This window comes from Parabacteroides goldsteinii (assembly GCF_020091425.1).
Taxonomy (GTDB): Bacteria; Bacteroidota; Bacteroidia; order Bacteroidales; family Tannerellaceae; genus Parabacteroides; species Parabacteroides goldsteinii.
In genome coordinates this window covers 2,159,404-2,183,543 of sequence record NZ_CP081906.1, presented here as the reverse complement: position 1 = coordinate 2,183,543, position 24,140 = coordinate 2,159,404, and the positions used below count along the sequence as shown (strand labels likewise).

General features: G+C 45.2%; 18 protein-coding genes. 11 read left to right on the top strand and 7 right to left on the bottom strand.

What is annotated here, in order from left to right; translation table 11 throughout:
- The first annotated feature begins 135 nt into the window (after positions 1-135).
- From K6V26_RS10160 to trhA, 3 genes are read left to right on the top strand one after another with little or no spacing between them, the layout of a single operon-like run.
- Positions 136-2,346: a heavy metal translocating P-type ATPase gene (locus tag K6V26_RS10160; RefSeq protein WP_224265273.1), complete on the top strand. Its 2,211-nt coding sequence runs from the start codon at positions 136-138 to the stop codon at positions 2,344-2,346.
- A 19-nt stretch (positions 2,347-2,365) separates the two neighbouring features.
- Positions 2,366-2,572, top strand: a complete 207-nt coding sequence (locus K6V26_RS10155) for a heavy-metal-associated domain-containing protein (RefSeq protein ID WP_224265272.1) — start codon at positions 2,366-2,368, stop codon at positions 2,570-2,572.
- Positions 2,573-2,578: 6 nt separating this feature from the next.
- Positions 2,579-3,238: a PAQR family membrane homeostasis protein TrhA gene (gene trhA / locus K6V26_RS10150; RefSeq protein WP_224265271.1), complete on the top strand. Its 660-nt coding sequence runs from the start codon at positions 2,579-2,581 to the stop codon at positions 3,236-3,238.
- Positions 3,239-3,314: 76 nt separating this feature from the next.
- On the opposite strand, the gene K6V26_RS10145 is transcribed toward trhA, so the two are convergent.
- The 5 genes from K6V26_RS10145 to K6V26_RS10125 all read right to left on the bottom strand — a co-directional run bounded on the left by K6V26_RS10145 (position 3,315) and on the right by K6V26_RS10125 (position 9,917).
- Positions 3,315-4,634, bottom strand: coding sequence for a TldD/PmbA family protein (locus K6V26_RS10145; protein WP_224265270.1), 1,320 nt, complete (start codon positions 4,632-4,634; stop codon positions 3,315-3,317).
- Between the two features lies 1 nt (position 4,635).
- Positions 4,636-6,168, bottom strand: coding sequence for a TldD/PmbA family protein (locus K6V26_RS10140; protein WP_224265269.1), 1,533 nt, complete (start codon positions 6,166-6,168; stop codon positions 4,636-4,638).
- 6 nt (positions 6,169-6,174) lie between these two features.
- Positions 6,175-7,416, bottom strand: a complete 1,242-nt coding sequence (locus tag K6V26_RS10135; RefSeq protein ID WP_195437794.1) for an anaerobic sulfatase-maturation protein — start codon at positions 7,414-7,416, stop codon at positions 6,175-6,177.
- Positions 7,417-7,615: 199 nt separating this feature from the next.
- Entirely contained in the window at positions 7,616-8,629 is a 1,014-nt protein-coding gene (locus tag K6V26_RS10130; RefSeq protein WP_122327451.1) for an N-acetylmuramoyl-L-alanine amidase family protein, read from the bottom strand.
- Between the two features lie 463 nt (positions 8,630-9,092).
- A complete protein-coding gene (locus tag K6V26_RS10125) occupies positions 9,093-9,917 on the bottom strand; it encodes an exodeoxyribonuclease X C-terminal domain-containing protein (RefSeq protein ID WP_224265268.1) in 825 nt (274 codons plus the stop codon).
- Between the two features lie 194 nt (positions 9,918-10,111).
- Here K6V26_RS10125 and sucC point away from each other — a divergent pair, with 194 nt between their 5' ends.
- From sucC to K6V26_RS10095, 6 genes are read left to right on the top strand one after another with little or no spacing between them, the layout of a single operon-like run.
- The gene (gene sucC / locus K6V26_RS10120; protein WP_224265267.1) at positions 10,112-11,251 is read left to right on the top strand and encodes an ADP-forming succinate--CoA ligase subunit beta; all 1,140 of its coding nucleotides are present in this window, start codon (positions 10,112-10,114) and stop codon (positions 11,249-11,251) included.
- A 13-nt stretch (positions 11,252-11,264) separates the two neighbouring features.
- Positions 11,265-12,128 (top strand): succinate--CoA ligase subunit alpha, encoded by an 864-nt coding sequence (gene sucD, locus K6V26_RS10115; RefSeq protein ID WP_224265266.1) that lies wholly within the window; start codon positions 11,265-11,267, stop codon positions 12,126-12,128.
- Between the two features lie 40 nt (positions 12,129-12,168).
- Positions 12,169-13,617 (top strand): SGNH/GDSL hydrolase family protein, encoded by a 1,449-nt coding sequence (locus K6V26_RS10110; RefSeq protein WP_224265265.1) that lies wholly within the window; start codon positions 12,169-12,171, stop codon positions 13,615-13,617.
- Positions 13,592-14,980 carry a GDSL-type esterase/lipase family protein gene (locus K6V26_RS10105; protein ID WP_394373150.1) on the top strand — a complete coding sequence of 463 codons (1,389 nt, stop codon included), beginning with the start codon at positions 13,592-13,594 and terminating at the stop codon, positions 14,978-14,980. The genes K6V26_RS10110 and K6V26_RS10105 overlap by 26 nt, the downstream gene beginning before the upstream one ends.
- Positions 14,970-16,499 carry an MBOAT family O-acyltransferase gene (locus tag K6V26_RS10100; RefSeq protein ID WP_007656914.1) on the top strand — a complete coding sequence of 510 codons (1,530 nt, stop codon included), beginning with the start codon at positions 14,970-14,972 and terminating at the stop codon, positions 16,497-16,499. The genes K6V26_RS10105 and K6V26_RS10100 overlap by 11 nt, the downstream gene beginning before the upstream one ends.
- A 21-nt stretch (positions 16,500-16,520) precedes the next feature.
- On the top strand, positions 16,521-18,137 hold the full coding sequence (locus K6V26_RS10095) for an energy transducer TonB (protein ID WP_224265263.1): 1,617 nt from the start codon (positions 16,521-16,523) through the stop codon (positions 18,135-18,137).
- Between the two features lie 7 nt (positions 18,138-18,144).
- Here K6V26_RS10095 and K6V26_RS10090 read toward each other — a convergent pair whose 3' ends face one another.
- A complete protein-coding gene (locus K6V26_RS10090) occupies positions 18,145-19,428 on the bottom strand; it encodes a mechanosensitive ion channel family protein (RefSeq protein WP_224265262.1) in 1,284 nt (427 codons plus the stop codon).
- 63 nt (positions 19,429-19,491) lie between these two features.
- A complete protein-coding gene (locus K6V26_RS10085; protein WP_007656908.1) occupies positions 19,492-20,661 on the bottom strand; it encodes a mechanosensitive ion channel family protein in 1,170 nt (389 codons plus the stop codon).
- A gap of 158 nt (positions 20,662-20,819) precedes the next feature.
- Between K6V26_RS10085 and K6V26_RS10080 the strand changes: the two genes are divergently transcribed.
- Both K6V26_RS10080 and K6V26_RS10075 read left to right on the top strand, forming a co-directional pair.
- Positions 20,820-23,684 carry a M16 family metallopeptidase gene (locus K6V26_RS10080; protein ID WP_224265829.1) on the top strand — a complete coding sequence of 955 codons (2,865 nt, stop codon included), beginning with the start codon at positions 20,820-20,822 and terminating at the stop codon, positions 23,682-23,684.
- On the top strand, positions 23,684-24,139 hold the full coding sequence (locus K6V26_RS10075) for a DUF4268 domain-containing protein (protein ID WP_224265261.1): 456 nt from the start codon (positions 23,684-23,686) through the stop codon (positions 24,137-24,139). The genes K6V26_RS10080 and K6V26_RS10075 overlap by 1 nt, the downstream gene beginning before the upstream one ends.
- The last annotated feature ends 1 nt before the right edge of the window (position 24,140 follow it).

The following is a 24,140-nucleotide window of genomic DNA, read 5'->3' as shown; positions in this document are numbered from 1 at the left end:
TAGGACAAATATACCAAATAAAACTATTAAATTCGTACATATCTTAATGAGCGTAATGAAATTCCGCAACTTTGTTGCAACTGATTTATTCGTATCTTTGTTCTACAATAGAATCGGTATAAAATAAACATAATAATGAAAGATGTAGAAAGTAAGGTACTGCCCGTCCTTGAGATGAGTTGTGCGGTTTGTGCCAATAACGTGGAGAGTACCGTCAAGGCACTACCCGGAGTAGAAGAGGCATCTGTTAATTTTGCAGCGAACACTTTATCAGTTACATACCATCCTTCAGTAATCAGTTTACAGAAAATGCAGGAAGCCGTACAGGCTGCCGGATATGATTTGGTGGTTGAGGCCGAAGACCCGCTGGCCGTACAGGAAGAGATGGCGCGTAAACATTATAAGAAACTGAAGCGGAATACAATCGGAGCGTGGATATTATCAGTGCCTTTGGCTTTATTGGGGATGGTGTTTATGCACATGCCCTACGCCAACTGGATAATGATGGTGCTGGCATTGGCTATTATGGTTCTGTTCGGGCGGTCGTTTTATGTGAACGGTGTGCGCCATGCGCTGCAAAAGAGTGCCAATATGGATACTTTGGTGGCCCTTAGTACTTCCATTGCTTTTATATTCAGTTTCTTCAATACGGTTTATCCGGAGTTCTGGATTGAAAAGGGATTGGAGCCGCATGTGTATTATGAAGCCTCGGGGGTGATTATCGCCTTTGTGCTGTTGGGCAAGTTGATGGAGGAGAGGGCGAAGAACAGTACCTCTTCTGCTATTAAAAGCCTGATGGGATTACAGCCTAAAACGGCCCGTCTTGTAACTGACGGAAAAGAGGAGGAAGTTCCTATCTCTTCTTTGAAAAGGGGAAATATTGTAAGTGTTCGTCCCGGTGAGAAAATACCGGTGGACGGAACTTTGCTGCAAGGCTCTTCTTCCGTAGATGAAAGCATGCTGAGCGGGGAACCGATTCCTGTGGAAAAAGTTGCCGGTGACCGGGTATTGGCCGGAACAATCAACCAAAAAGGTGCTTTTACGATGGAGGCGACCGGAGTCGGGAATGAAACAGTTCTGGCGCAAATCGTCAAGATGGTGCAGGCTGCCCAGGGAAGTAAAGCGCCCGTGCAACGTATAGTTGACAAAATAAGCGGTATATTTGTCCCGGTAGTCGTTCTCCTGTCTATCGTAACGTTTATCTGCTGGATGGTGATTGGCGGCGGGGATTATTTCTCTTATGCCCTTCTTTCAGCTGTTTCAGTATTGGTGATTGCCTGTCCGTGTGCCCTTGGGCTGGCAACTCCGACGGCACTGATGGTCGGGATGGGAAAAGGAGCCGAACGGCATATCCTGATAAAAGATGCTTATGCGTTGGAGACTCTTTGTAAAGTTAATACGATTGTACTGGATAAGACGGGGACATTGACGGAAGGGATTCCGGTTGTCGTCGATTCCTGCTGGCTGACAGAATCGAATGTCTGTTATCTGGATATTCTCTATACTGCGGAATTGAAATCGGAGCATCCGCTGGCGTCTGCCATTATCCGTTGGCTGGAAGATTCGGGAGCCTCTACGTGTGAAGCCGGTAATTTTGAAAGCCTTACCGGCCGGGGAATCCGGATGGAAGTCAATGGTGTTACTTACTGGGTTGGAAGCCACGGATTGTTGGAGGTATTCGGTTCGGAGATACCGGATGACACTATGAAGCAGATACGTAAATGGCAGGACAACGGAATAAGCGTCGTTTATTATGGCGAAGGTAACCGTTTGCTGGCTGTACTGGCTATTTCAGACCGTATCAAACCGACATCGGCTGCGGCTGTAAAGACCCTGACGGATATGGGAATAGAAGTGCATTTGTTGACAGGCGACGGCGTGAAGACCGCGGAAAGAGTGGCTGATACTTTAGGTATAAAATATTTTAAGGCCGAAGTGATGCCTAATGATAAGGAAGAATATATCATGGCTCTTCAAAAGTTAGGAAAGAAAGTTGCTATGGTAGGCGACGGCATAAACGACTCGCAGGCACTGGCTCGTGCCGATGTGAGCATTGCGATGGGAAAAGGGACGGATATTGCAATGGATGTAGCAATGGTAACATTGATAACATCTGATTTGTTATTGTTACCGGAAGCGATCAAGTTGTCGAAACGAACGGTGCGGCTGATTCATCAGAATCTGTTTTGGGCCTTTATTTACAACCTGATAGGAATACCTTTGGCGGCCGGCGTTTTGTTCCCGGTAAACGGGTTGTTATTGAATCCGATGCTGGCAAGTGCGGCGATGGCCTTCAGTTCTGTTTCTGTGGTGCTTAACAGCTTGAGACTGAAATTTATGAAGTAATAGTATAAACAAAAAGATTATGGCAACAATGAAATTTAAAACAAACGCAAAATGTGGTGGCTGTGTGGCTGCTATCGGTGCTAAACTGAATAAGTTGGTGAAGGAAGATAAATGGTCTGTCGACCTGAAATCGCCGGATAAGGTTTTGGAAGTAACAGCGGATGTTCCTGCTGATAAAATAATTGCAGCAGTAACAGATGCCGGTTTTAAAGCTGAACAATTGTAACCTGCAATGGTCAGGACCAAACAAAGACAAACTTATGGTGAAGAAGTAGCCAATGTGCTGACGCACGGTGCAGGAATGATTTTCGGGATAGTTGCTATCGTTTTATTACTGATAGCTTCTATCCGTAATGGAAATCCCTGGGCAGTGGGCAGTTCGGTGGTTTATGCGCTTAGCATGACGCTTTCGTATGTCACCTCTACATTTTATCATGCTTCGTCCCATGCGCGGCAAAAGAGATTACTGCGTCGTTTTGACCATAGTGCTATTTATCTACATATTGCAGGTACTTATACGCCTTTTACTTTGGTCGCGCTCCGGCAGGAAGGTTACTGGGGATGGTTATTATTTGCAATTGTATGGATTGCTGCCGTTATCGGTGTTTTTCTCAGTTTCAGGAAGATGAAAAAGACCGATCATCTGAAAACTACTTGTTATCTGGCAATGGGATGGGTGGTTATTATCGCTTTCAAGCCTTTGGTTGATGTCTTTCAGCGGACGGATTCAATGGATGTGTTGTACTGGCTGATTGGTGGAGGATTGTTCTATACGGTAGGATGCGTTTTTTATTTTTTCGATACATATAAATGTATGCATCCGATGTGGCATTTCTTCGTTCTAGGCGGTAGCGTCTGTCATTTTATTTCGATTTATTTATTGATAAGATAAAGAAAAAGAATATTGCATAAGTGTTTGACAGTTACGGTGTCAGCTGCTTTTGCAATATCCTTTTTCTGAATAAGTATTATAACCCGCTGAAATCAACGCCGTCGAAAAGTAATGACGGAATACGCCAGCTGGAGAACAGACGAGGGTCGTTTCCTACTTCTGTCAGATTATTCCATAAAGCAATCATGTTTCCGGTTGCATTCATTTCTGAAATCGGCTGGGTCAATTTTCCTTTTTCGATAAGGAAGCCTTCCACGCCATACGAGAAATCGCCGGTTGTACTGTTGCAGTTACCTCCGTTGAAACCTGTAACGAGAATACCTTTATCTACTGAAGCGATAAGGTTGTCCGTATTTTTGTCGCCCATCTGCATGGTCAGGATGGAGGGGGAGGCAATAGTCGGCTTCACTTCCATCTTGTTGGCAGAATAGGTATCGATATAATAGGTCTTCAGTACTCCGTTTTCGAATACGGGCATCCGCTTGGTGGCAACACCTTCACCATCGAAATAACGGGCGCCGGATGCTTTGATAAGATGCGGCTCGTCTATGAGGGTTAGTTTGTCTCCCAATACTTTCTGGTCGAGCTTATCCAATAAGAAAGAGTTTTTCTGCTGGATAGAAGAACCGTATAAAGCATCGATAACAGGAGATAGCAAACGGCCGGAATTCATATTGTCGACAATCATGCGATATTTGCCGGAAGCCACTTTCTTTTGTCCCAGCTTGCGGAAAACACGTTCCAATGCCTTTGTACCCAATCCTTCCTTAATCATCGTATCGAAATACAAGGAAGAATCGTACCAGTAAGATTCGGGACGGGCATCGCCTTCGCCACGGATACTGACGCTGGCAACCAGGCTGAAAGAAGAACCGCAGGCTTCACCTTCGAAACCATTGCTGGCAACCATATATTTAAAGTCTTTCTCATCGCTGTAAGAAGAGTTGGCAGAAATAATACGGTCGTCTTTTCCCATCATTTCTTCGCAGGTCTTCATGGCCAGCGATACTTTTTCGTCCGGCTGTATGGAATCGAATTTCGGATCAATCAGTTGCAGGTCAGCACCGTCTCCTTTGTAGTACAAGGAAGCGTCAGGCAATGTACGGGCCTTGTCTTCTGCCAGGTAACGGGTTGAATCGATTCCGTTGCGGATAAATTTTTCCAGTTCCTTTTTATCCAGGCGGTTGGTGGAGAAAGAACCGTAACGGCCATCGACAAACAGATGGATAACCAGACTGTTTTCAGAAGCCTGCTGTAAGCGGTCAATCTTCATGTCCCGGATTTCGAATGAACTGCTGGAACCATTATACAGCGTTACCCGTGAGGACTGGCAACCGTTCTTTAATGCGAACTCCATGGCCCACTGGGCCAGTTTCTTATTATCGTTAGTTATCATATCAATTTTCTCCTCCTACAGTAAGTTTACTAACCAGAGCAGATGGCATACCGCAAGTTACCGGACAGGATTGTCCGTCTTTGCCGCATGTCCATGTGCCGTTATCCATCTTATAATTGTTGCCCACCATGGTGATGTCGGCTAAGGCTTTCGGACCGTTACCGATGATGTTGATATCTTTGATCGGCTGTGTCAGTTTTCCGTCTTCAATCAGATAGCCGTCTTTTACAAAGAATGTAAAGTCGCCTGCACCGATCTGTACCTGCCCGTTGGTAAAGCTGGAGGCATAGATACCTTTCTTTACAGTTGAAATCATCTCTTCTTCCGTCACGTTTCCGGCCTCCATATAAGTGGCACGCATACGGGGGATAGGCATCTGGCGGAACGACTCGCGACGTCCGTTGCCTGTAGAAGGGATACCATAATGTTTCGCACTGATGCGGTCGTGCAGATAACTCGTCAGGATACCTTCTTTCACGATATATGTCTTTTGTCCTTCCACACCTTCGTCGTCGATATTCACGGAACCACGGTTGAACGGGATTGTACCGTCGTCAACCACATTGATGTGTTCGTTGCAGACTTTCTTATTCAGCTGGTCGGAGAAAATGGACGTGTTCTTGCGGTTGAAGTCGGCTTCAAACGCATGTCCGATGGCTTCATGCAACAGGATACCTGAACCACCGGCCCCCATCACGACAGGCATTTCGCCGCCTTTGGGTTTCACGGCCTGGAAGAGGATTGACGTTTTTTCTACCGCCTCTTTTGCTACTTCGGCTATGATTTCGTCGGTCAGGAACTCGGCGCCCATACGGAATGCGCGGGAAGCGTAAGAGTTTTCAATCTTACCGTTGTCTTCCATGATGCAGACGGCGCCCAGAGTTACCATTGGACGATAATCGTAATATGTTTGTCCTTCTGAATTACAGAAAAAGATGTGCGATGTCGTATCTCCGAGAGAAGCCATTACCTTATGGACTCGTTTGTCGAGTGCAAAAATCTGGTCGTTCAGTTTTTGCAGGTAAGGCGTTTTCTGGTTGACGGCAATCTCGTCCCAGGGTGTTTGCACACCATAATAATTATTGATAATCGGTTCTTCAGTCAGTTTGACCGGTCCTTTTCCGGCAGCACCGTTAGCGATACGGGCAGCCGTACGAGCGGCTGTCAGCATCTCGTCGAGCGAGATATTTTCAACGTAGGCATAACCTGTCTGGTCTCCGGACAAGACGCGTACGCCCATTCCGAAATCTATGTTTGAAGAGGCGCGGTTTACCGCACCGTCTTGTAAACCGATGTTGTTACGGTAAGAATGTTCGAAGAAGAGGTCTGCATAATCTCCTCCTTTTTCCAGTGCTGCGTTCAGCACTTTTTTCATATCGCTTTCGCTTAAACCGAAATGGTTTAACGCAAACGAGATACCGGCAGCTTTATCAGCAGTACTACCGGCACAACCTTCTAAAAAAGAAGGAACTGCCAGTGAACCAAGCATAACCATACCTCCTGTTTTAATAAAATCACGTCTGTTGTATTTCATATTGTTTTATAAAATCTCTCTGTTCTCTTTTGCCCATTGCATCACGTTTGCGGGCGGACGCTGGGCCAATAATTCTTTTTTCATAAAATCCATATAGGGCGCTACGTGCCTGAAATATTTTTTGTAGCCCTTGCACAAATAGTTTAATCCCGGTTCGCCGCTCGCTGTATGCAGGAAGCGGTTTTTGGGACATTCTCCATTGCAGGCAAAGAGAAATTCACATTCTTTGCATTGCACCGGCAACTTGTCGTATTTATCAGCTCCGAACTTTAACTGGTTCTGACTGTACATCATTTCCGTTAATGTCTGCGTATAGATGTTTCCCAGTTTATATTCGGGGAACACAAAGTGGTCGCACGCATAAAGGTCGCCATTGAATTCCATCACGCCGGCATGTCCGCATGTCCGAGCCAGGGTGCATACGCCCGGCTGTTCTCCGACCCAGTTTGCCAGTGTGGCATCGAATAGCTGGATATAGTAATTTCCCACATCTTCTTTCAGCCATTCATCGAAGATGGCACAAAGGAAATCACCCCATTTTTCGGAATCGACGGAGAAGGGGGCCAATTTTATATGGGCGTCCTGTTGTTCCGGCGAAGTCAGCGTTGTCCCGTCCGTGTGTTGTCCCAACCGTTCCACGATAGGGGCGAACTGGATATAATGACAATCTATTTCTTTGAAAAAGTTATAAAAATCAAGCGGATAATCGACATTGTAATCGTTTACGACTGCCATCGCATTGTATTCTACCTGATGTTTTTTCAGCAACTCGATTCCCTTCATCACTTTGTAGAAGGAGGGAAGGCCCTGGCGGTTCCGGCGGTATTCGTCGTGAAATTCCTGCGGACCGTCGATTGATATTCCAACCAGAAAGTTGTTTTCTTTGAAGAAACGGCACCAGTCGTCTGTCAGCAACGTCCCGTTTGTCTGGATACAGTTGTCTATCTGCCTTCCACGGCCGTATTTCTGTTGAAGTTCGAGTGCTTTTTTGTAGAAACTTATCGGACGCATCAGTGTTTCGCCGCCGTGCCAGGTGAAGAGTACCTGAGGCATTGTCTGGCATTCCAGATAATCTTTGATGAATTTTTCCAGCAGTTGCTCGCTCATGATGTGATTCTTTACTTCCGGATACAATTTCCCTTTTTCCAGGTAATAACAGTACTCGCAGGCCAGGTTACAAACCGAACCTACCGGTTTCAACATCACATAAACGGGTTTTGCAAAAGGAGATATGTAAGAATTATTCATGGTGTTTTAAAACGATTCAACAATAATCTCACAAAGGTATATATTTTTATGGAATAACGGTTGTTCTTAAGGGGTAATAATTAGAAAAAATTGAGCTGTCCGATTATCGACCGGCTTATTTTCGAAAGAATGTTTGTATATATGTTTTGTCATTAAAACACCTATGTTTCAACAACGGTTATCATATACCGTCTCCCGTTTATTTCAGTTTTTTCCTGTAACGTTTGTAATCGGTTATGAAACCTTCGCAGAGCCAGTTTGCTAAAGCCTGGCGGTTGTCGCTGAGAATGAAACGTTTCTGGTCGAAGCTATTTTGTATGTTGCCGAGTTCGACAAAAACGGAGGGAGGCGTTGTTTTTCTTAAAACATACAATCCGCGCTGGCCGACTGTCCCAGTGAATCCGCGGCCGGGCTGATGTCTGTTGTATTTGTGCTCGAAAGTCGATTTCATTGTCTTTGACAGGTGTTTGCTTTCCGAATTTTTGTCTTGATAATAGAAGAAAACATCAGTCTGGTGACTTTTACTGCGGCTGTCGATATGCATGAAGATGGCGCGTTTGTATACTTCTTTGTCTTTCTTGAATAAAGAGTTGATTTTATCGCACCGCTGTTCAAGACGGCGGAACTGGTTAAACGGTATCGGGTCACCCATGCAGGTTTCGCGTTTACTGTTTTTCAGGAATTTGTCGTTGCGGATACCATCTTTGGCATCCTGGATGATGATGTGCACTTTGGCGCCCCGCATCAGCAGGTTACGGGCCAGGCGGAGCATGACGTCGTAAGCATATTCGTCTTCGTGAAGTTCTACATTGCCCATTTTACCGATGGCTCCGGGGTCGGGACCGCCATGTCCGCTCACCAGATAAAAGCAGCAGCCTTTCAACTCGGAGGATGTGACTTTGTATTCGGCCATTTCCTTGCCGAATAAGGGCTCGTAATTAGGTTTCCTTGCCACGGTAGCCGCTGCCCCCTTTAATGGCGGCAATTGGTATTTAACGCCCATTTTCAGGCTATTCCCATTGCCGAGTTTAGTCTTGTTCAGTTTTACGAACTCATCGTGATACTCTTTTCCGACACGATTATGACGTTTCAGAAAAAGGGTGATGCCTTCTCCCTTTTTGGGAAATGCTTTCTCTTGGGCAAAGAGAGTGCCGTTGAAAATAAAGAGTGCAACGAATACAGATAGTACGAGCGTTATTTTTTTTGTAAACATGTTTTCCGGTTATAATGCGGTAAAGATAGGAAAAGCTGCTAAATAACAGAAATATCGGGAAAGAAAAAAAGACATTCGATTTTTTCCGCTCTCGCGCACGTGTTGTTGCTGTTGTTGTTACTTTACTATTCTTTACTTTACTTTGTGTACTTAAAGTCCGTTTTTGGGGAGTTTCGGATTCGGAAACTAGGGTTTCGGGAGAATTAACTATTGTTAAATTGATGCTATATTGATAATATACAGCGTGTTGAGTCTTTTTTTGTAAAAATGCCATTTTATATGTAAAATAAGTCATAATCATCTCTTCGCGTATTTTCTTCTCTATAATATATTTTCCTCCTAAAACAGGAAGAACGCCACATCCGGGAGAAAATAAATTTTCATCCGAATGAAATCGAAATTTCTCCCGGGTGAAATTAAAAATGGATTCGAATGGGATTTTTACCTGTCAAATGTTATTGTATTATTTTGTTTTTATATATCCCAACTTCGTATAACGGATATTCCGGGAAGTATAATGCTTGATTACTTTGGCCGAACGGATATGCATGATTTCTCCCGCCTGATAAGCATGGTCGGCATTACTTAACTTACCGCTTTCCAGGCTACGGTCGGATGCCCGGATGGTGAAGAAAAACAGATTGCCGGATTCATCAGAAGCAACAATTTTCTGGTCGACGTAGAAATGGGTGGTTCCTCGGATTGAACGGGTTTTGTACGGATTGTCTTCCACCTTGACCCGCCGGACGGAAAGATGCAAATCGTTTAATTTCTCATCTATCGTTCCGATAAAACGGCTGACAGGCACTTTGTGCATGCGGGAAGTGTTCAGGTCCTGATATACCCATGAATAGGTCGCTGCCAGTTCCTTGAAACGTCTTTCGCTTTGTACGCGTGCTTCATATTTGTTGGCAATCCAGGTGACATATTTAGGGTCGATGGCGGCCACTTCAAACAGATGATAACTACGATATTTGCCAAAAGAGACAATGTCGTCGGCATTATGTGAGATGGATTCCAGTCTCATTTTAACCGTCAGCCTGGCGAAAGAGTTGGCTGTCGTTTTCATCGCTTTTTCCACTGAATTAATAGCGTTCACATCCAGTGTGGAGAGAAAAACATTCGGATGAAATTCCGCTGCCGGGTTGTAGAACCAAAGTGTGTAATAAGCCGTTTTTTCATTCGGCAAAAGTATGAAATACACACCTTTATCTGTGTTTCTGCCTTCGTTAAACGTATTCAGTTTATCCAGGACAAATTGCTCAATATAACCTGAAATATTATCCATAACTCATCCTCCTCATATTCTTCCCTAACAAATATAGGAAAAAGGAACGAGTTTTCCTAATAAAAGTCCGGTTAATACAGGTTATTTCTCCTTTTATGCTGGAAAACAGCCGGATATATATGGTAACTTCAACAACTTCTTCATTTATTTATCTGTTATAAAATAAGAGTGAATACCACTAAATTATTTACCAGATGAAGATACACGAATATCAGGCGAAAAAATTCTTTTCAGACTATGCGATTCCAGTGGAACGGCACATTCTGTGTAACACGGCGCAAGAGGTTATGGCTGCTTTCAGTCAGCTGGGGAATGAAAAGGTAGCAATCAAGGCACAAGTATTGACCGGAGGAAGGGGAAAGGCCGGAGGTGTTAAACTGGCAGGCAATGCGGAAGAAGCATTACAACATGCCGAAGCGATTCTGGGCATGACGATTAAAGATTTCCCTGTCACCCGTGTGATTGTGAGTGAGGCGGTGAATATCCATCTTGAATATTATGTCAGTTTTGTTATCGACCGCAATTCCCGTTCAGTTGTCTTGATGATGAGTGCGGAAGGAGGGATGGATATTGAGGAAGTGGCTCGCCGGAGTCCCGAAAAGATATTTCATTTCCGGATCGACCCGCTTATCGGGATTCCGGATTATCTGGCACGCCGTTATGCCTTTACCTTGTTCGATAAGATAGCTCAGGTGAACCAGATGGCTGCGATTATCCGGAATATGTACCAGCTTTTTATCGAGAAAGATGCTTCTCTGGTTGAAATCAATCCGTTGGTTATGACGAAGGACGGGGTCCTGATGGCTATTGATGCCAAGATGACGTTCGATGATAACGCGTTATACCGCCAGCCTCGTGTCTTGGCACTGTTTGAACCGACAGAGGAAGAAAGGACGGAGGCGCAGGCGAAGGAAAAAGGTTTTAGTTATGTGCATCTGGGTGGCGAGATTGGTTGCATGGTGAACGGTGCCGGACTGGCGATGGCTACGATGGATATGATTAAATTGTATGGCGGAAACCCAGCTAATTTTCTGGATATAGGAGGAAGTTCGAATCCGGAAAAAGTGATTGAGGCAATGAAGCTACTTTTAAAAGACCCACAGGTAAAGGTTGTGCTGATAAATATTTTCGGAGGTATTACGCGTTGCGATGATGTTGCCTACGGGCTGCTGAAGGCTTTTGAGCAAATTGATACCGATATCCCTGTCGTTGTCCGTCTGACAGGCACGAATGAGAAGGAGGGGCGCGATTTGTTGCGTAACACTCGTTTCAAAGTTGCCGAAACAATGGGAGAAGCCACCCTGATGGCTGTTGAAGCATCACATAAACAATAAAAGAAAAGTTACCATGAGCATATTGATAAATAAATCGACCCGGCTGGTCGTGCAGGGGATAACCGGACGCGACGGCCTCTTCCACGCACTGAAAATGAAAGAATACGGAACCAATGTCGTAGGTGGTACCTCACCGGGCAAAGGCGGTACGGAAATCGAGCATATCCCGGTTTTCAATACGATGTACGATGCCGTACAGCAAACACAGGCTAACACTTCGATAATATTCGTTCCTGCCCGTTTTGCGGCAGACGCCATTATGGAAGCGGCCGATGCCGGGATTGAGCTGATTCTCTGTATCACTGAAGGAATCCCGACCGTCGATGTTATAAAAGCCTATCGTTTTGTCCAACTGAAAGGGGCAAAGTTAATTGGGCCGAACTGTCCCGGATTGATTTCTCCGGGTGAAAGTCTGGTCGGAATCCTGCCGGGAAAGGTTTTCACGAAAGGTCATACGGGTGTGCTCAGCCGTAGCGGGACATTGACCTATGAGGTCGTTTATCATTTGACGGCCAACGGTATGGGGCAGTCTACCGCAGTAGGAATGGGAGGCGACCCTGTTGTCGGCCTCTATTTCCGCGAACTGCTGGAAATGTTCGAGAAGGATTCGGAAACGCATTCAATCGTGATAATCGGAGAGATTGAAGGAAATGCCGAGGAACTGGCTGCCGATTATATCCGTACGCATGTCACCAAGCCGGTAGTCGGCTTTATTGCCGGCCAGTCCGCACCGCCGGGTAAGCAGATGGGGCATGCCGGCGCTATTATTTCCGGAGGGGCCGGCACCGCAGTCGAAAAGATACGTGCATTGGAAGAAGCAGGAATAAGGGTTGCCAGCGAACCAGCTGAAATACCGGAACTTTTACGTTACAAATGAAACTTTATCCTTATCTTTGCACCTTCGTAAGAATGAGTAAATGAATAAGGAAGATAATTTCGGCAGGTTGCTGATGCTGTTACTTATAACGCTTTGCATCTGCCTGGGACTATATTATCTGCCGGACAACATGTTCGGCCAGAAAATAAAAAAGGTTGACTTACTTTCGGATTTACGGGTGAAAACGCAATCGTTGTCGATGGACTCGCTGCGTAAACAGCTCGAACAACCGGATACGTTGGAAATAGATTCAGTAGCATTGCGCGATTCGATTATCCGTTCGACGGGGATTGATTCGGCGGCATTGGCGTTACGCGATTCCCTGTATAATATAATGTATTCTGTCCAGGGGGCAGATTCGCTCGGTACGCATATCGAAGATTATTCGGTAGGCCATATCGGGTTGAAGCGTTTCTTTACAGCCCTGAAGAACCGGGAGACAATGAACCGGCCGGTGCGTGTCGCTTTTCTGGGTGACTCGTTTATTGAGGGGGATATTGTCGTTGCTGACCTGCGTTCTGCCTTGCAGAAAGAGTTTGGCGGGCGCGGAGTGGGCTTTGTTCCTATTACTTCCGTGGCTGCACAGTTCCGTCCGACTATCGAACAGCGCTCGGAAGGATGGCACACCTGGTCGATGCTGACCGACCATGAACATGGGTATACGCTTTCCGGAATGATGTTTGAACCGAAAGGTGAAAAGGTATCCGTATCTGTCAAGACAACAAACCGTTATCCGGAGTTACAATCGGCTTCTTCACTGAAATTCCTGTATGAACAGAATGCCCGAACCCGGATGAAACTGCATTATAACAATCAGCCGGATACAATCAATGAGTTATTGCCTGTCGTTTCGAAAATAACACAATATGAGCGGAAAGGGACATTTACAGAAGCTACTTTCTCTTTTACGGAGACGGAAGGTTTCCGTGCGTTGGGTGTCGCCCTGGAGGATAATTCAGGTGTTGTCGTTGATAATTACTCCCTGCGTGGTAATTCCGGTATGATATTGAACCGTCTGGATAGTTCGCTTTGCCGGAATCTGACCGAAGTCCGGCCGTACGACCTGATTATTCTTCAGTATGGTTTGAATGTGGTAAGCGACAGCGTTTTACATTACGGCTGGTATAGCAAACGCATGGAAGAAGCGGTTCGCCATGTACAGGTTTGTTTCCCGGAGGCGGATATCTTGCTGTTAGGTGTTTCAGACCGTAGCCATCAGGAAGAGGGTGAGTTTGAAACGATGCCTGCCGTGCTTGCCCTGCTTCATACACAAAGGCAGATTGCCCGTAAAACAGGTATTCCGTTCTGGAATACGTTCGGTGCGATGGGAGGCGAGAACAGCATGGTCCGTTATGTTGAGAACAATTGGGCAAGCAAAGATTATACACATCTGAGTTTCAGAGGCGGGCGCGAAATAGCGACGGCTCTTTTTAATGCATTATTATTGGAAAAGGAGTTTTATGATGAAGCAGACAAAGTGGTTAATTAATTTGTCGGTTTTGTTGGCATTGCTCGCGATTACCGTAGGGGCGAAGAATCTTTCGCCTTCCCGCTCATCGTTTCAGGATGCGGGGAATGCGTTGCCCGATACGTTGACTGTGCCGGATACGATTGCGTTGCCTTTCGCTTCTTATCTTATGGGAGCCGTTGTCGACTCGATTCAGTTGCCAGCCTCCGACAGTTGCGTAAATGAATACGCTCCGTTGCATCATTTCTTTGCTGGACTCGATTCCTTGCGTGCGGGAAAAGATACGGTCATCACGATTGTACAGCTGGGCGATTCGCATATACAGGCAGGACATTATAGCGGGCGCATGATGCGTCTCCTTCAACAGCAGTTCGGCAATGCCGGGCGTGGCTGGATTGCTCCCTTCAAACTGAGCAAGACGAACGAACCGGACGATTATTTCATTTCATCCGTAGCGAAGGAATGGATTGCCGGACGTTGTATCCAGAACAACCGGAAATGTCCGATTGGGCCGGGTGGTATCGGTATCCAGTCCGCGTCGCCATCCATCAATTTCGATATCAGCATAGCACCTAATAACGGTGCCGGATATTCTTTTAACCAGGCAGTCATTTACCGTGGGGAGAAGTCCATGCCGATGCTGCCGGCCGGAAAAATGAAAGATTCTGTCAGGACGGTATTAAGTACGGCGCCGTGTGCGCCGGGAGTGATTGCCGATACGTTCCGCATCTCTTGTCTCGTCGACACGTTGCAGCTGCACAGTACGCGAAGGAAACAGGGGACGGATAACTTGCTTCCGGCTTCTTCTTTTAAGAACCTTTATTATGGTTTCAATCTGACCAACGGGCAACCGGGTATTTTGTATCATTCGATCGGTGTGAACGGTGCCATGTATGTAAATTATACAGACGAGAACTATGTCCGCCAGTTGGCTTTGCTGAATCCGTCGCTGTTGATTATCTCTTTAGGAACGAACGAGACTTTCGGCCGGCGTTTTACCCGTAATGAATTTGCCGGGCAGATTGAAGATTTTATATCCTTAGTGAAAAAACAAATGCCGCATACGGCAATCTTGCTGACAACTCCTCCCGAATGTTATAAACGGGTGTATGTGAACAAGAAACGTACGTATGTGCGCAATGAAAATACAGAACGTGCAGCAAAGGCGATTGTCGAAGTGGCGCGTCGCGAGGGTCTGGCATGCTGGGATTTGTTTGCTTCGACAGGAGGGAAGAACTCTTCTGCCAGATGGCGCAAGACCGGTTTAATGGGAAGGGACCGCGTTCATTTTACGAAAGAAGGCTATCAGGAGCAAGGAATTTTATTGTATCGTGCCCTGATGCAAACCTATAACCGATATATAGCAGATAACGATGTTCGATAATATAGATTTATCCAAGCTGGGAGAGGTGCTCACCTATCAACACCTGTCGCCGATACTGTTCAGTAGCGGGTTGTTCTTTTTCCTGTTTATAGGATTCCTGATTATTTATATGTCACTCAGGAAACATTTGCTGGCCCGTATTATATATGTAACGCTGTTTTCTATCTATTTTTATTATAAGAGTAGCGGATTCTGGTTTTTCCTGCTGTTATTTACTGCCACGTCAGATTTTTGTATTGCGCAGGGAATATTCCATACTACAACCCAATGGAAGCGTAAACTGTGGGTTGTTCTTAGTTTATGTATAAACCTCGGGATGCTGGGATATTTTAAGTATTTCAATTTCCTGTTGGATATGATTGCTTCGGTAACAAGGATGTTTGGTTACCAGTTTGGAAATACGGCCATGCAAAGCGTTACGTATCAGCCGATGGATATATTTCTGCCGGTCGGTATTTCTTTTTTCACGTTCCAGACAATCAGTTATGTCATTGATGTATACCGGGGGAAGATTACGCCGCTGACACGCTGGATAGATTATGTGTTTTATGTCTCGTTCTTTCCGCAGTTGGTGGCAGGGCCTATCGTCCGTGCCCGCGACTTTATTCCGCAAATCTATAAGGAACCGACCGTCACCCGTTCCGAATTTGGCGAAGGATTGTTCCTGGTACTCTGTGGTTTGTTTAAGAAGACGGTGATTTCCGATTATATCAGCCTGAACTTTGTAGACCGTATTTTTGATGCGCCTTTGCTTTATACCGGTGTGGAAAACCTACTGGGCGTTTATGGTTATGCTTTGCAGATTTATTGCGACTTTTCCGGTTATTCGGATATGGCGATTGGTATTGCTTTGCTTTTAGGTTTCCGGTTTAATGTAAACTTCGATTCGCCTTACCAGTCGGCGACCATTACCGAATTCTGGCGGCGCTGGCATATATCTCTGTCTTCATGGTTGAAAGATTATCTGTATATTTCGCTGGGTGGGAACCGGAAAGGGAAAATCCGTACGTATATAAACCTGCTGATTACAATGTTGCTGGGTGGTCTCTGGCATGGCGCTTCGATGAGTTTTATCATTTGGGGAGCCATTCATGGAGTGGCGCTGGCGATTCATAAGTTTATAATGAGCCGGTTCAGCAGTTTCAAGCAACTAGGGTCTGAAATGAAGCCCTGGCGCAGGGTTTTGGGCATATTGATTACGTTTCACCTGGTTTGTTTCGGATGGATATTCTTCCGTGCCGATTCGATACAAACGGTGAAGGAGATGCTTTCGCAAATCTTTACAAACTTCCATCCGGAAGTATTTACACAATTTGTAGCGGGATATAAAGGTGTTTTTATCCTGATGGTGATTGGTTATGTGCTTCACTTCATGCCTAAGTCGGCAGAGAATGCGGTGCAGGGAGTCGTAACCCGTTCTCCTTTGTTGGTGCAGGCTGTTATTCTGGCGGTTATGATTTTTGTTGTAGTGCAGTTCAAGAGTGCCGGTGTGCAACCGTTTATCTATTTCCAGTTCTGATGTAAAGTAAATGTATATAGTATGAAAGTTAGCCTGTTACAATTTTTACTTTTGTCTGTTTTCCTGCTGGGGAACATGGATGTGAAAGCACAACTGAATAATAATCTGACAGCAGAAGAACTGCGTATAAAGCAGGAAGTGAAACCTTTTTTGGATAGCTTGATTATTGAGGAACCGAAGATTACCGATAAAGATATTTCCCTGTTCCGCCTGGAAGCTGTTTTTCCGGCAAAATCATTTACCCATTTCGGTACGAATGAGGGTGAATTTACAGCCTTTACGCCTGATAATCCCAAAAGTCAGGGACTTGTAAGCGAGCCGATTCCTTTGCTGGGTGGTGCCCGAATCAGCCTTATCTATTCTTTTATAGATGATTACAAGAGCAATGTCCCTATTGCGTGGAAGTATCGTTTCGAGAGTATCAGGGAGAAAGATGCTTCAGGAGAAGAAATGGTTCGCCAGTCTTTGTATCTCCATGTTTTGAACGATTTGCGGTTTTCCAGGATAAAAGTCGGATTGATGGAGGTTGTGATGTTGCCTCCTGATAATGAGGGGAAAAATATCAATAACTTGCCATCGTTGGGATATCGTTCCATGAGTTTCAGCCGGATGGAGGACAATCAGTATATGTTGACGTATTTGTTGCGCAGCAGTGAAGGGGTTTATAGTCCTATCCTTCGTTCTGAAGGTTCTGACCGTACTTTCCCGGAATACACAGGTGGTTCGGCAGCACAGTTCTGGTTTATCCGGCAGAATATGCAATATCCCGAGAAGGCTGCCGAAGAGGAGGTGAGTGGGACGGTCCTTGTTTCCTGCACGGTAGAGCCGGATGGCTCGGTTACCGAACCGCATGTCTTTTTAGGTTCGGAGCCGTTGCTGAATGATGAAGCGATTCGCCTGGTTGCCCTGACAAGCGGAAAATGGATACCCGCTACCCGTAACGGAGAGAATATCGCAGATGAAAAGGTAATCCCCATCACATTCAGGCTTGATGACGACATGATGAAGACAATCCAAGTGGCGAAGAAACCGGGTAAGAAATTGCCGGTTAAGACTTATCTGTTCTTTTTCGCATTGGCAGTCATATTGATTTTCTATTTGCGAAACAAATTCTTTAAAAAAGACAGGCGTCCTGATCCGGCTTTGCGTCCGAATGTCTCCGTCAGTAACGACAAAATGGTGATTGTTGCAGGAGTTGATGAAACACAAATGGCTTTAATGTTGCGTACGTTTACGGAAATATATAATGCCCGCAGTTACGAAGCTATTATCCGGATGCATACGATGAGTACCCAGGTATTTGCCCTCACTTTTCCGTATGACATAAGCTGGGATATTTTCTTGGAATTGCTTGACCATCTGATATATTTTGACGAAAGTGAACATAAAGCACAAACTAGGGCATGGCTGATTTTGCCGGAACAATGCAAACCGGTCGCAGGCGAACATGCTATGTTCTTCACCAAAGAGGATGATAAGGATTTTGACCCTGTCCGGCTCACTACCCAGCATAACCATGGCTGGAAAGTCGATTATGAAACCGAACAGTTAGTAGCAACGGAGGTCCTGGAAGAATATGTTAAACCTCCGTTTGCTTATTATGAGGTGATACAAAAGAATTTTGTCGAATTTGATTGAGTCTGGATCAAATATCTTTTAAATTTGTTGATTCTATCCTCAAATGACGTAAGTCTGAACCTGATACGCCCTGGAACACCTGTAAACCGAATTCCGGAATGACAGCCAGGATATGGTCGAACACATCGGCCTGGATGTCTTCATATGGAATCCAGTCTGTGGTGGATGCGAAGAAGTATAGCTCCATGGGAATACCCTGTTCTGTCGGTTGCAGTTGGCGAACCATGCAGGTCATGTTCTGGCTTACATTGGGATTGCTTTTCAGATAATTCACCAGATAAGCGCGGAAGACACCTATATTTGTCTGGCGTCGTCCGTTTACCCAAATAGAAGCGTCGATGCTGTGTTCTTTATTATAGGCCTCCAACTCTTCCTGCTTCGTATCGATATAATCGGTGAGTAATGATATTTTACGGAATTTAGCCAACATTTCCGGTGTACAGAAATGTACGCTGTTCATGTCGATATTGATGGAACGCTTCACACGGCGCCCTCCTGATTCTTTCATCCCCCGCCAGTTCTGGAAAGAATCGCTGACCAGTGCATAAGGCGGTATGGTGGTAATTGTGTTGTCGAAATTGCGAACTTTAATAGCATTCAGCGTCACTTCAATCACTGTTCCGTCAGCCCCGTATTTTGACATTGTTATCCAGTCGCCCGGACGTAGCATATCATTGGCTGATAGCTGAATACCGGCCACAAAGCCAAGTATCGTATCCTTGAACACCAGCATTAGGATGGCAGCCGAAGCACCCAGTCCGGCAAATAACGTAGCGGGCGATTTGCCGATCAGGATACTGATAATGATTATTCCACCGACAAAGAACACAATCACCTGAATGATTTGTACAAACCCTTTCAATGGTTTGTTCTTCATCGATTCTCTCCGGTTGTATATCTCTAATAATAAGTTCAGTGAAGCGTTGATGAATCGTAGTACAACGGCCACAATGTAAACACTGCATACCATCTGAAGGACACCGAGCAAAGTAGGCATTTCCTCTTTGGGTAGTGCCAGCGGAAGCATGATATAAACCAGGATCGCGGGGATCAGGTGCATCAGCTTATTGATGATCTTCCGTTCTACGATCAGATCGTCCCACTGGTTTTTGGTTTTTTGAGCAAAACGCTTAAATAATTCGAGGAAGATATAGCGGCAAGTGTAATCGATACCGACAGTTATCACTATTAGAAGCAGCAATACGACCAGGTTGTCCCAAATATTTGCAGAGTCGTGTACTAATCCCCATTTAATCAGGTAACTGTTAATCCATTGTTGTAATTCACTCATATATTTGTATTTAAAGTTGTGAACACAAATGTAGGGAAAAAATCATTGCTGCCCAAGTTTACATTAATCAGAGTATTGATACACTTTTAGTTCAAACAGAGGAATCATCGCAAAGAAATGATCGAATATATCCGACTGGATGCGTTCGTATTCTTTCCATACTTTATTGCGGGAAAAGAAATAGATCTGGATAGGCACACCGTATTCTGTCGATTGCAACTGGCTGATGATCAGGTCGAGGTCGGTGTTTACAACCGGCAGACTGGTCAGGTAACGCTCTACATAGACACGAAACATCTGCGAGTTAGTCGGTGTCACACCTTCGTCCGGCTTATAGTCGGCCAGCAGGGGAATCTCTTTCCGCATGTTATCCAGCATTTCAGGTGTACAGAATTTGATTGTGTTCAGGTCGAGAAAGATGGATTTCATGACACGCCGCCCGCCCGATTCAACCATTCCCCGCCAGTTCTGGAAAGAGTTGTTGACCAGTGTATAGGGTGGGATAGTGGAGATTGTATTGTCGAAGTTCTGTATTTTAACGGTGTTCAAAGTGATTTCCTGTACAATCCCGTTTGCGTTGGACCCCGGGACTGTAATCCAGTCGCCCGGGCGTAACATATCATTGGCTGATAACTGTATGCCCGCAACGAATCCGAGTATCGTATCTTTGAATACCAACATCAGGATGGCGGCCGAAGCGCCCAGTCCGGCAAACAATGTGGCTGGTGATTTGTTGACAAGAATGGCAATAATCACAATCCCTCCAATGAAAAAAGCCAGCACCTGAAGTACCTGCACGAATCCTTTTATCGAACGGTTCTTACTGACCTCCCTATGATTATATATATCCATTGCCACCAGGATAAATCCGTTGATGGCCAGCAACAGAACAAATACAATATAAACGGCGCAAACTTTTTGCGAAATCAACAACAATTCTTTTCCCCGGATAAAAGCCATCGGCAATAAAGTATAGACCAAAATTCCGGGAATGGCATGCACCAGATTATGTATAACTCTCCTCTTAATCAACAAAGTATCCCAGAAATAATGACTTTTCTCCGATAACTTCCGTACACTGCCGACAAAAATGTACTGACATAAGTAATCGACTCCTACAGCTACCGCGATCAGTAGTACGGCAATAATCATTTCATCGAATGTATTTGCGATTTTCGCATCCACGCCCCAGCCGACGAGGATTTTGTTCATCCAGCTACCTAAATTTACCATGTTGTTATCTCTCTTTTATAATGATAACATTTACAACTGCATTTGGTTTAAATAATAAAAAAGTCTAATCAACCCCTGATAACAAAAAGGAATCCGGTATCTTTGTAGACCATAATACAAAGATGTATGGTAATATATCCATGAAAACATTATTAATGATGATGTTATTTGCAAGTTGTTCGAATCTGTTTGCGGCTCAGAATACAAAAGCGCTGGAAGTAAAAGAACATAAACTAAAAAACGGATTGACAGTCTGGCTGAATGAAGACCATAGCCAGCTGAAAGTATTCGGTGCCGTTGTCGTAAAGGCAGGAGCGAAGGATTGTCCGGATACCGGAATTGCCCATTATTTTGAACATATGATGTTCAAAGGAACCGACAAAATCGGAACTGTCGATTACGATGCGGAGAAAACGTTGCTGGATTCTATCGCACTGAAATATGACGAACTGGCGGCTACGGAAGATGAAGCGGCCCGCTCCCAGATACAGAAAGAGATAAACGAATTAAGCATCCGTTCTTCCGACTATGTTATTCCCAATGAGTTCAACCGTTTGATTTCCAAATATGGCGGTTCGGGTTTGAATGCCGCAACGTCTTATGATGCAACTATCTATTTCAATACCTTTTCCCCGCAATATATGTCCCAGTGGGCGGAAATCAACAGCGAACGCCTGCTGAATCCGGTCTTCCGCCTGTTCCAGAGCGAACTGGAAACTGTTTATGAAGAGAAAAACATGTATGGCGATTTCATCGGCGGGCCTGTTATGGACCGGTTGCTTGCCCGTTATTTTGCCCCGCATCCGTATGCTTATCCGATAATCGGCAGTACGAAGAACTTGAAGAACCCACGCCTGACAGAGATGCGGAAGTTCTTTGAAGAATATTATGTGGCCTCCAATATGGTGCTGATATTGAGTGGTGATTTTGATACGGAGGCAGTATTGCCGGTTCTGGAAAAAACTTTTTCCCGTATCCGTCCGGGAGAAGCTCCCAAACACGATATTGTGGCCCTTCCGCCCTTTAAAGGAAAGGAGAAAATGAAAATAAAATTCCCCGTACCTCTAGTGAAAGCGATGGGAATGGGGTTCCGTGGCGTTCCGGCCAATCATGAAGACCAGGTGGCGTTGGCTGTGGCGGTTAATATGCTGAACAATGCGAACGGGACCGGTTTTCTGGATAAACTGATGGTAGACCGGAAGATTATGGCGTCGATGGCTATGAATGAAAGTATGAATGAAGCCGGGATACTGGCCGTTGCCGTTATTCCTAAGCTGATGTTCCAGACTTATGGCGGAGCCGAAAAACTGGTTTGGAAAGAAATCAACCGGGTGAAAGAAGGGGATTTCAGTGACGAGATATTCAATAGCCTGAAGCAGGAGCAACGCCGCCAATATGCCTCAAACCTGGAGAATATAGATTCGCGTGCCCGGATTATGATGTCTTTGTATTCGCAAGGTAAAAGCTGGGAAGATTATTTGCAGGAAGTTTCCGGTATCGATGCTTTGACAAAGGAAGACGTAGTCCGTGTGGCCCGTAAATATTTCAGTGAAAACTATTTATGCGTTACAAAGACGACGGGCAAATATCCGAAGGATAATTTGACGAAACCGGATTTCAGTCCGATTGTACCCAAAAACTCGGAAGCCTCTTCCGAATATGCAAAACAGTTGGAACAACTGCCGGTACAAGAGGTGAAGCCGCGTTTCATTGATTTTCAGAAAGATGTAGAAACGGTGAGTCTGACTCCCTTAGCCACTTTATATGCAACGGCAAATCCTGTTACGGATATATTTACCCTTAACCTGGTTTATCAGGTTGGAACGTTGGAGCAACCCAAACTGATGCATCTGGCTAATTACCTTCAGTTTTTGGGAACGGACTCTCTGTCGTTCCATGAATTCCGTACGCGGTTGCAGGTCCTGGGCAGTACGATTTCTTTCGATGCCACCGACAAGCAGTTTTTCATGCGGATTACCGGCTTCGACAAACATTTTAAGGAAACGGTTCAGCTGGCCGGCGATTTTATCAGGCACGTAAAAGCTGATGATAAACAAATCCGTCAGGTAATAAATGATGCAAAAGTCACCGAGAAGGCTTTCTTCGAATCAAGCGATAATATCGCAAATGCGTTGCTCGAGAAAGTGAAATATGGCGAACAATCCCGGTTTCTTACTAAGTTATCTCTCTCTGAAGTCAAGAAATTGAAAGGGAAGGAACTTTTGGATGCATTTGTTCAGGTCCGTCAGACGGAATGCGATTTGCTTTATTGCGGAACATTGCCCGTCGCCCAGGTCAGGGAAGAGATAGAAGCCTCCCTTCCGTTGAAGGAGATAACCGTAGCGGTTAATGCTCCCTATCATCGGGATGCAAAGAAATATGACAAGCCGACCGTTTACTTTATGGATATGCCGACAGCCTCGCAGAGTATTGTTTACGGCTATGCAAAAGGAGAGGTGACAGACGATGCATGGTCTCGCCATGCCGCCCGGTTATTCTCCGTTTATTTCGGAGGCGATATGTCGTCGCTGATGTTTCAGGAAATAAGGGAATTCCGTTCGCTGGCTTACCGGGTGAGCGGCCGGTATATATTGCCGCCTCATAAATTGGAAGGAAAGGCCGGTGAGTTTGTCACTATGCTTTCCACACAGAGCGACAAGACGCTGGATGCTTTGGGGATAATGAATTCCCTGATTCACGAAATGCCGGAGAAAGAGGAAAGGATTTCTACCGTAAAGCAATCTATCGTTAACCAGGTCAATAATGATTTTCCTTCCTTCCGGGAAGTGCCGGAAAAGGTTGCCGGTTTTCGAAGGAATGGCTTTGACAACGACCCGAGCGAAGCCTTATTGTCTGGTATCTCGGATATGGATATGAAAGATATTATTCGTTTCTACCGGCATAATGTCCGCTTGAAACCGGTTGTTTATGTCATTGTAGGCAATTCCCGGCGTATCGATATGAAGCAACTGGAAACCTATGGCAATGTGATAAGATTGAGAAAGAAAGATATATATAAATAATGTATAGTAAAGACGAATTAAAGAACCTGAAACTGGAGTTTTGGGAGAGTTTCGCCGCTTATTGTGAAGTGCAGCCTTATTTGCGGGGACGTAAAAAGATGTGGATTTTGTATGATACCAAAGTGAAAGGAGTAGAATTGAAGTTCGATATCAGCCGCAACGGTGCTTATGTGATTCTTGAAGTGAATCACCGGAGTGAAGAGCTCCGGCTTGAAATGTACGAACGCCTGACCTGGTATAAGGAAATGCTGGAACAGGACTTTCCCGGAGGTCTGACCTGGGATATCTGTTTTGTAAGGGATACGGGGAAAGAAGTAGCCCGTATTTATACCGCCAGGGAAGGACTAGACTTTCACCGCCGGCAAGATTGGGGAGAGTTCTTTACTTTTATGGCGTCGCAGATGTATCTGTTGGAACGTAATTTTATGTCGATAGCTGAATATTTGAGAGAGTAAA

Bases quoted from the DNA above. Each gene is read 5' to 3' on its own strand.
- K6V26_RS10160 (WP_224265273.1), top strand. From the start codon at position 136: ATGAAAGATGTAGAAAGTAAGGTACTGCCCGTCCTTGAGATGAGTTGT.
- K6V26_RS10155 (WP_224265272.1), top strand. From the start codon at position 2,366: ATGGCAACAATGAAATTTAAAACAAACGCAAAATGTGGTGGCTGTGTG.
- trhA (WP_224265271.1), top strand. From the start codon at position 2,579: ATGGTCAGGACCAAACAAAGACAAACTTATGGTGAAGAAGTAGCCAAT.
- K6V26_RS10145 (WP_224265270.1), bottom strand. From the start codon at position 4,634: ATGATAACTAACGATAATAAGAAACTGGCCCAGTGGGCCATGGAGTTC.
- K6V26_RS10140 (WP_224265269.1), bottom strand. From the start codon at position 6,168: ATGAAATACAACAGACGTGATTTTATTAAAACAGGAGGTATGGTTATG.
- K6V26_RS10135 (WP_195437794.1), bottom strand. From the start codon at position 7,416: ATGAATAATTCTTACATATCTCCTTTTGCAAAACCCGTTTATGTGATG.
- K6V26_RS10130 (WP_122327451.1), bottom strand. From the start codon at position 8,629: ATGTTTACAAAAAAAATAACGCTCGTACTATCTGTATTCGTTGCACTC.
- K6V26_RS10125 (WP_224265268.1), bottom strand. From the start codon at position 9,917: ATGGATAATATTTCAGGTTATATTGAGCAATTTGTCCTGGATAAACTG.
- sucC (WP_224265267.1), top strand. From the start codon at position 10,112: ATGAAGATACACGAATATCAGGCGAAAAAATTCTTTTCAGACTATGCG.
- sucD (WP_224265266.1), top strand. From the start codon at position 11,265: ATGAGCATATTGATAAATAAATCGACCCGGCTGGTCGTGCAGGGGATA.
- K6V26_RS10110 (WP_224265265.1), top strand. From the start codon at position 12,169: ATGAATAAGGAAGATAATTTCGGCAGGTTGCTGATGCTGTTACTTATA.
- K6V26_RS10105 (WP_394373150.1), top strand. From the start codon at position 13,592: ATGAAGCAGACAAAGTGGTTAATTAATTTGTCGGTTTTGTTGGCATTG.
- K6V26_RS10100 (WP_007656914.1), top strand. From the start codon at position 14,970: ATGTTCGATAATATAGATTTATCCAAGCTGGGAGAGGTGCTCACCTAT.
- K6V26_RS10095 (WP_224265263.1), top strand. From the start codon at position 16,521: ATGAAAGTTAGCCTGTTACAATTTTTACTTTTGTCTGTTTTCCTGCTG.
- K6V26_RS10090 (WP_224265262.1), bottom strand. From the start codon at position 19,428: ATGAGTGAATTACAACAATGGATTAACAGTTACCTGATTAAATGGGGA.
- K6V26_RS10085 (WP_007656908.1), bottom strand. From the start codon at position 20,661: ATGGTAAATTTAGGTAGCTGGATGAACAAAATCCTCGTCGGCTGGGGC.
- K6V26_RS10080 (WP_224265829.1), top strand. From the start codon at position 20,820: ATGATGTTATTTGCAAGTTGTTCGAATCTGTTTGCGGCTCAGAATACA.
- K6V26_RS10075 (WP_224265261.1), top strand. From the start codon at position 23,684: ATGTATAGTAAAGACGAATTAAAGAACCTGAAACTGGAGTTTTGGGAG.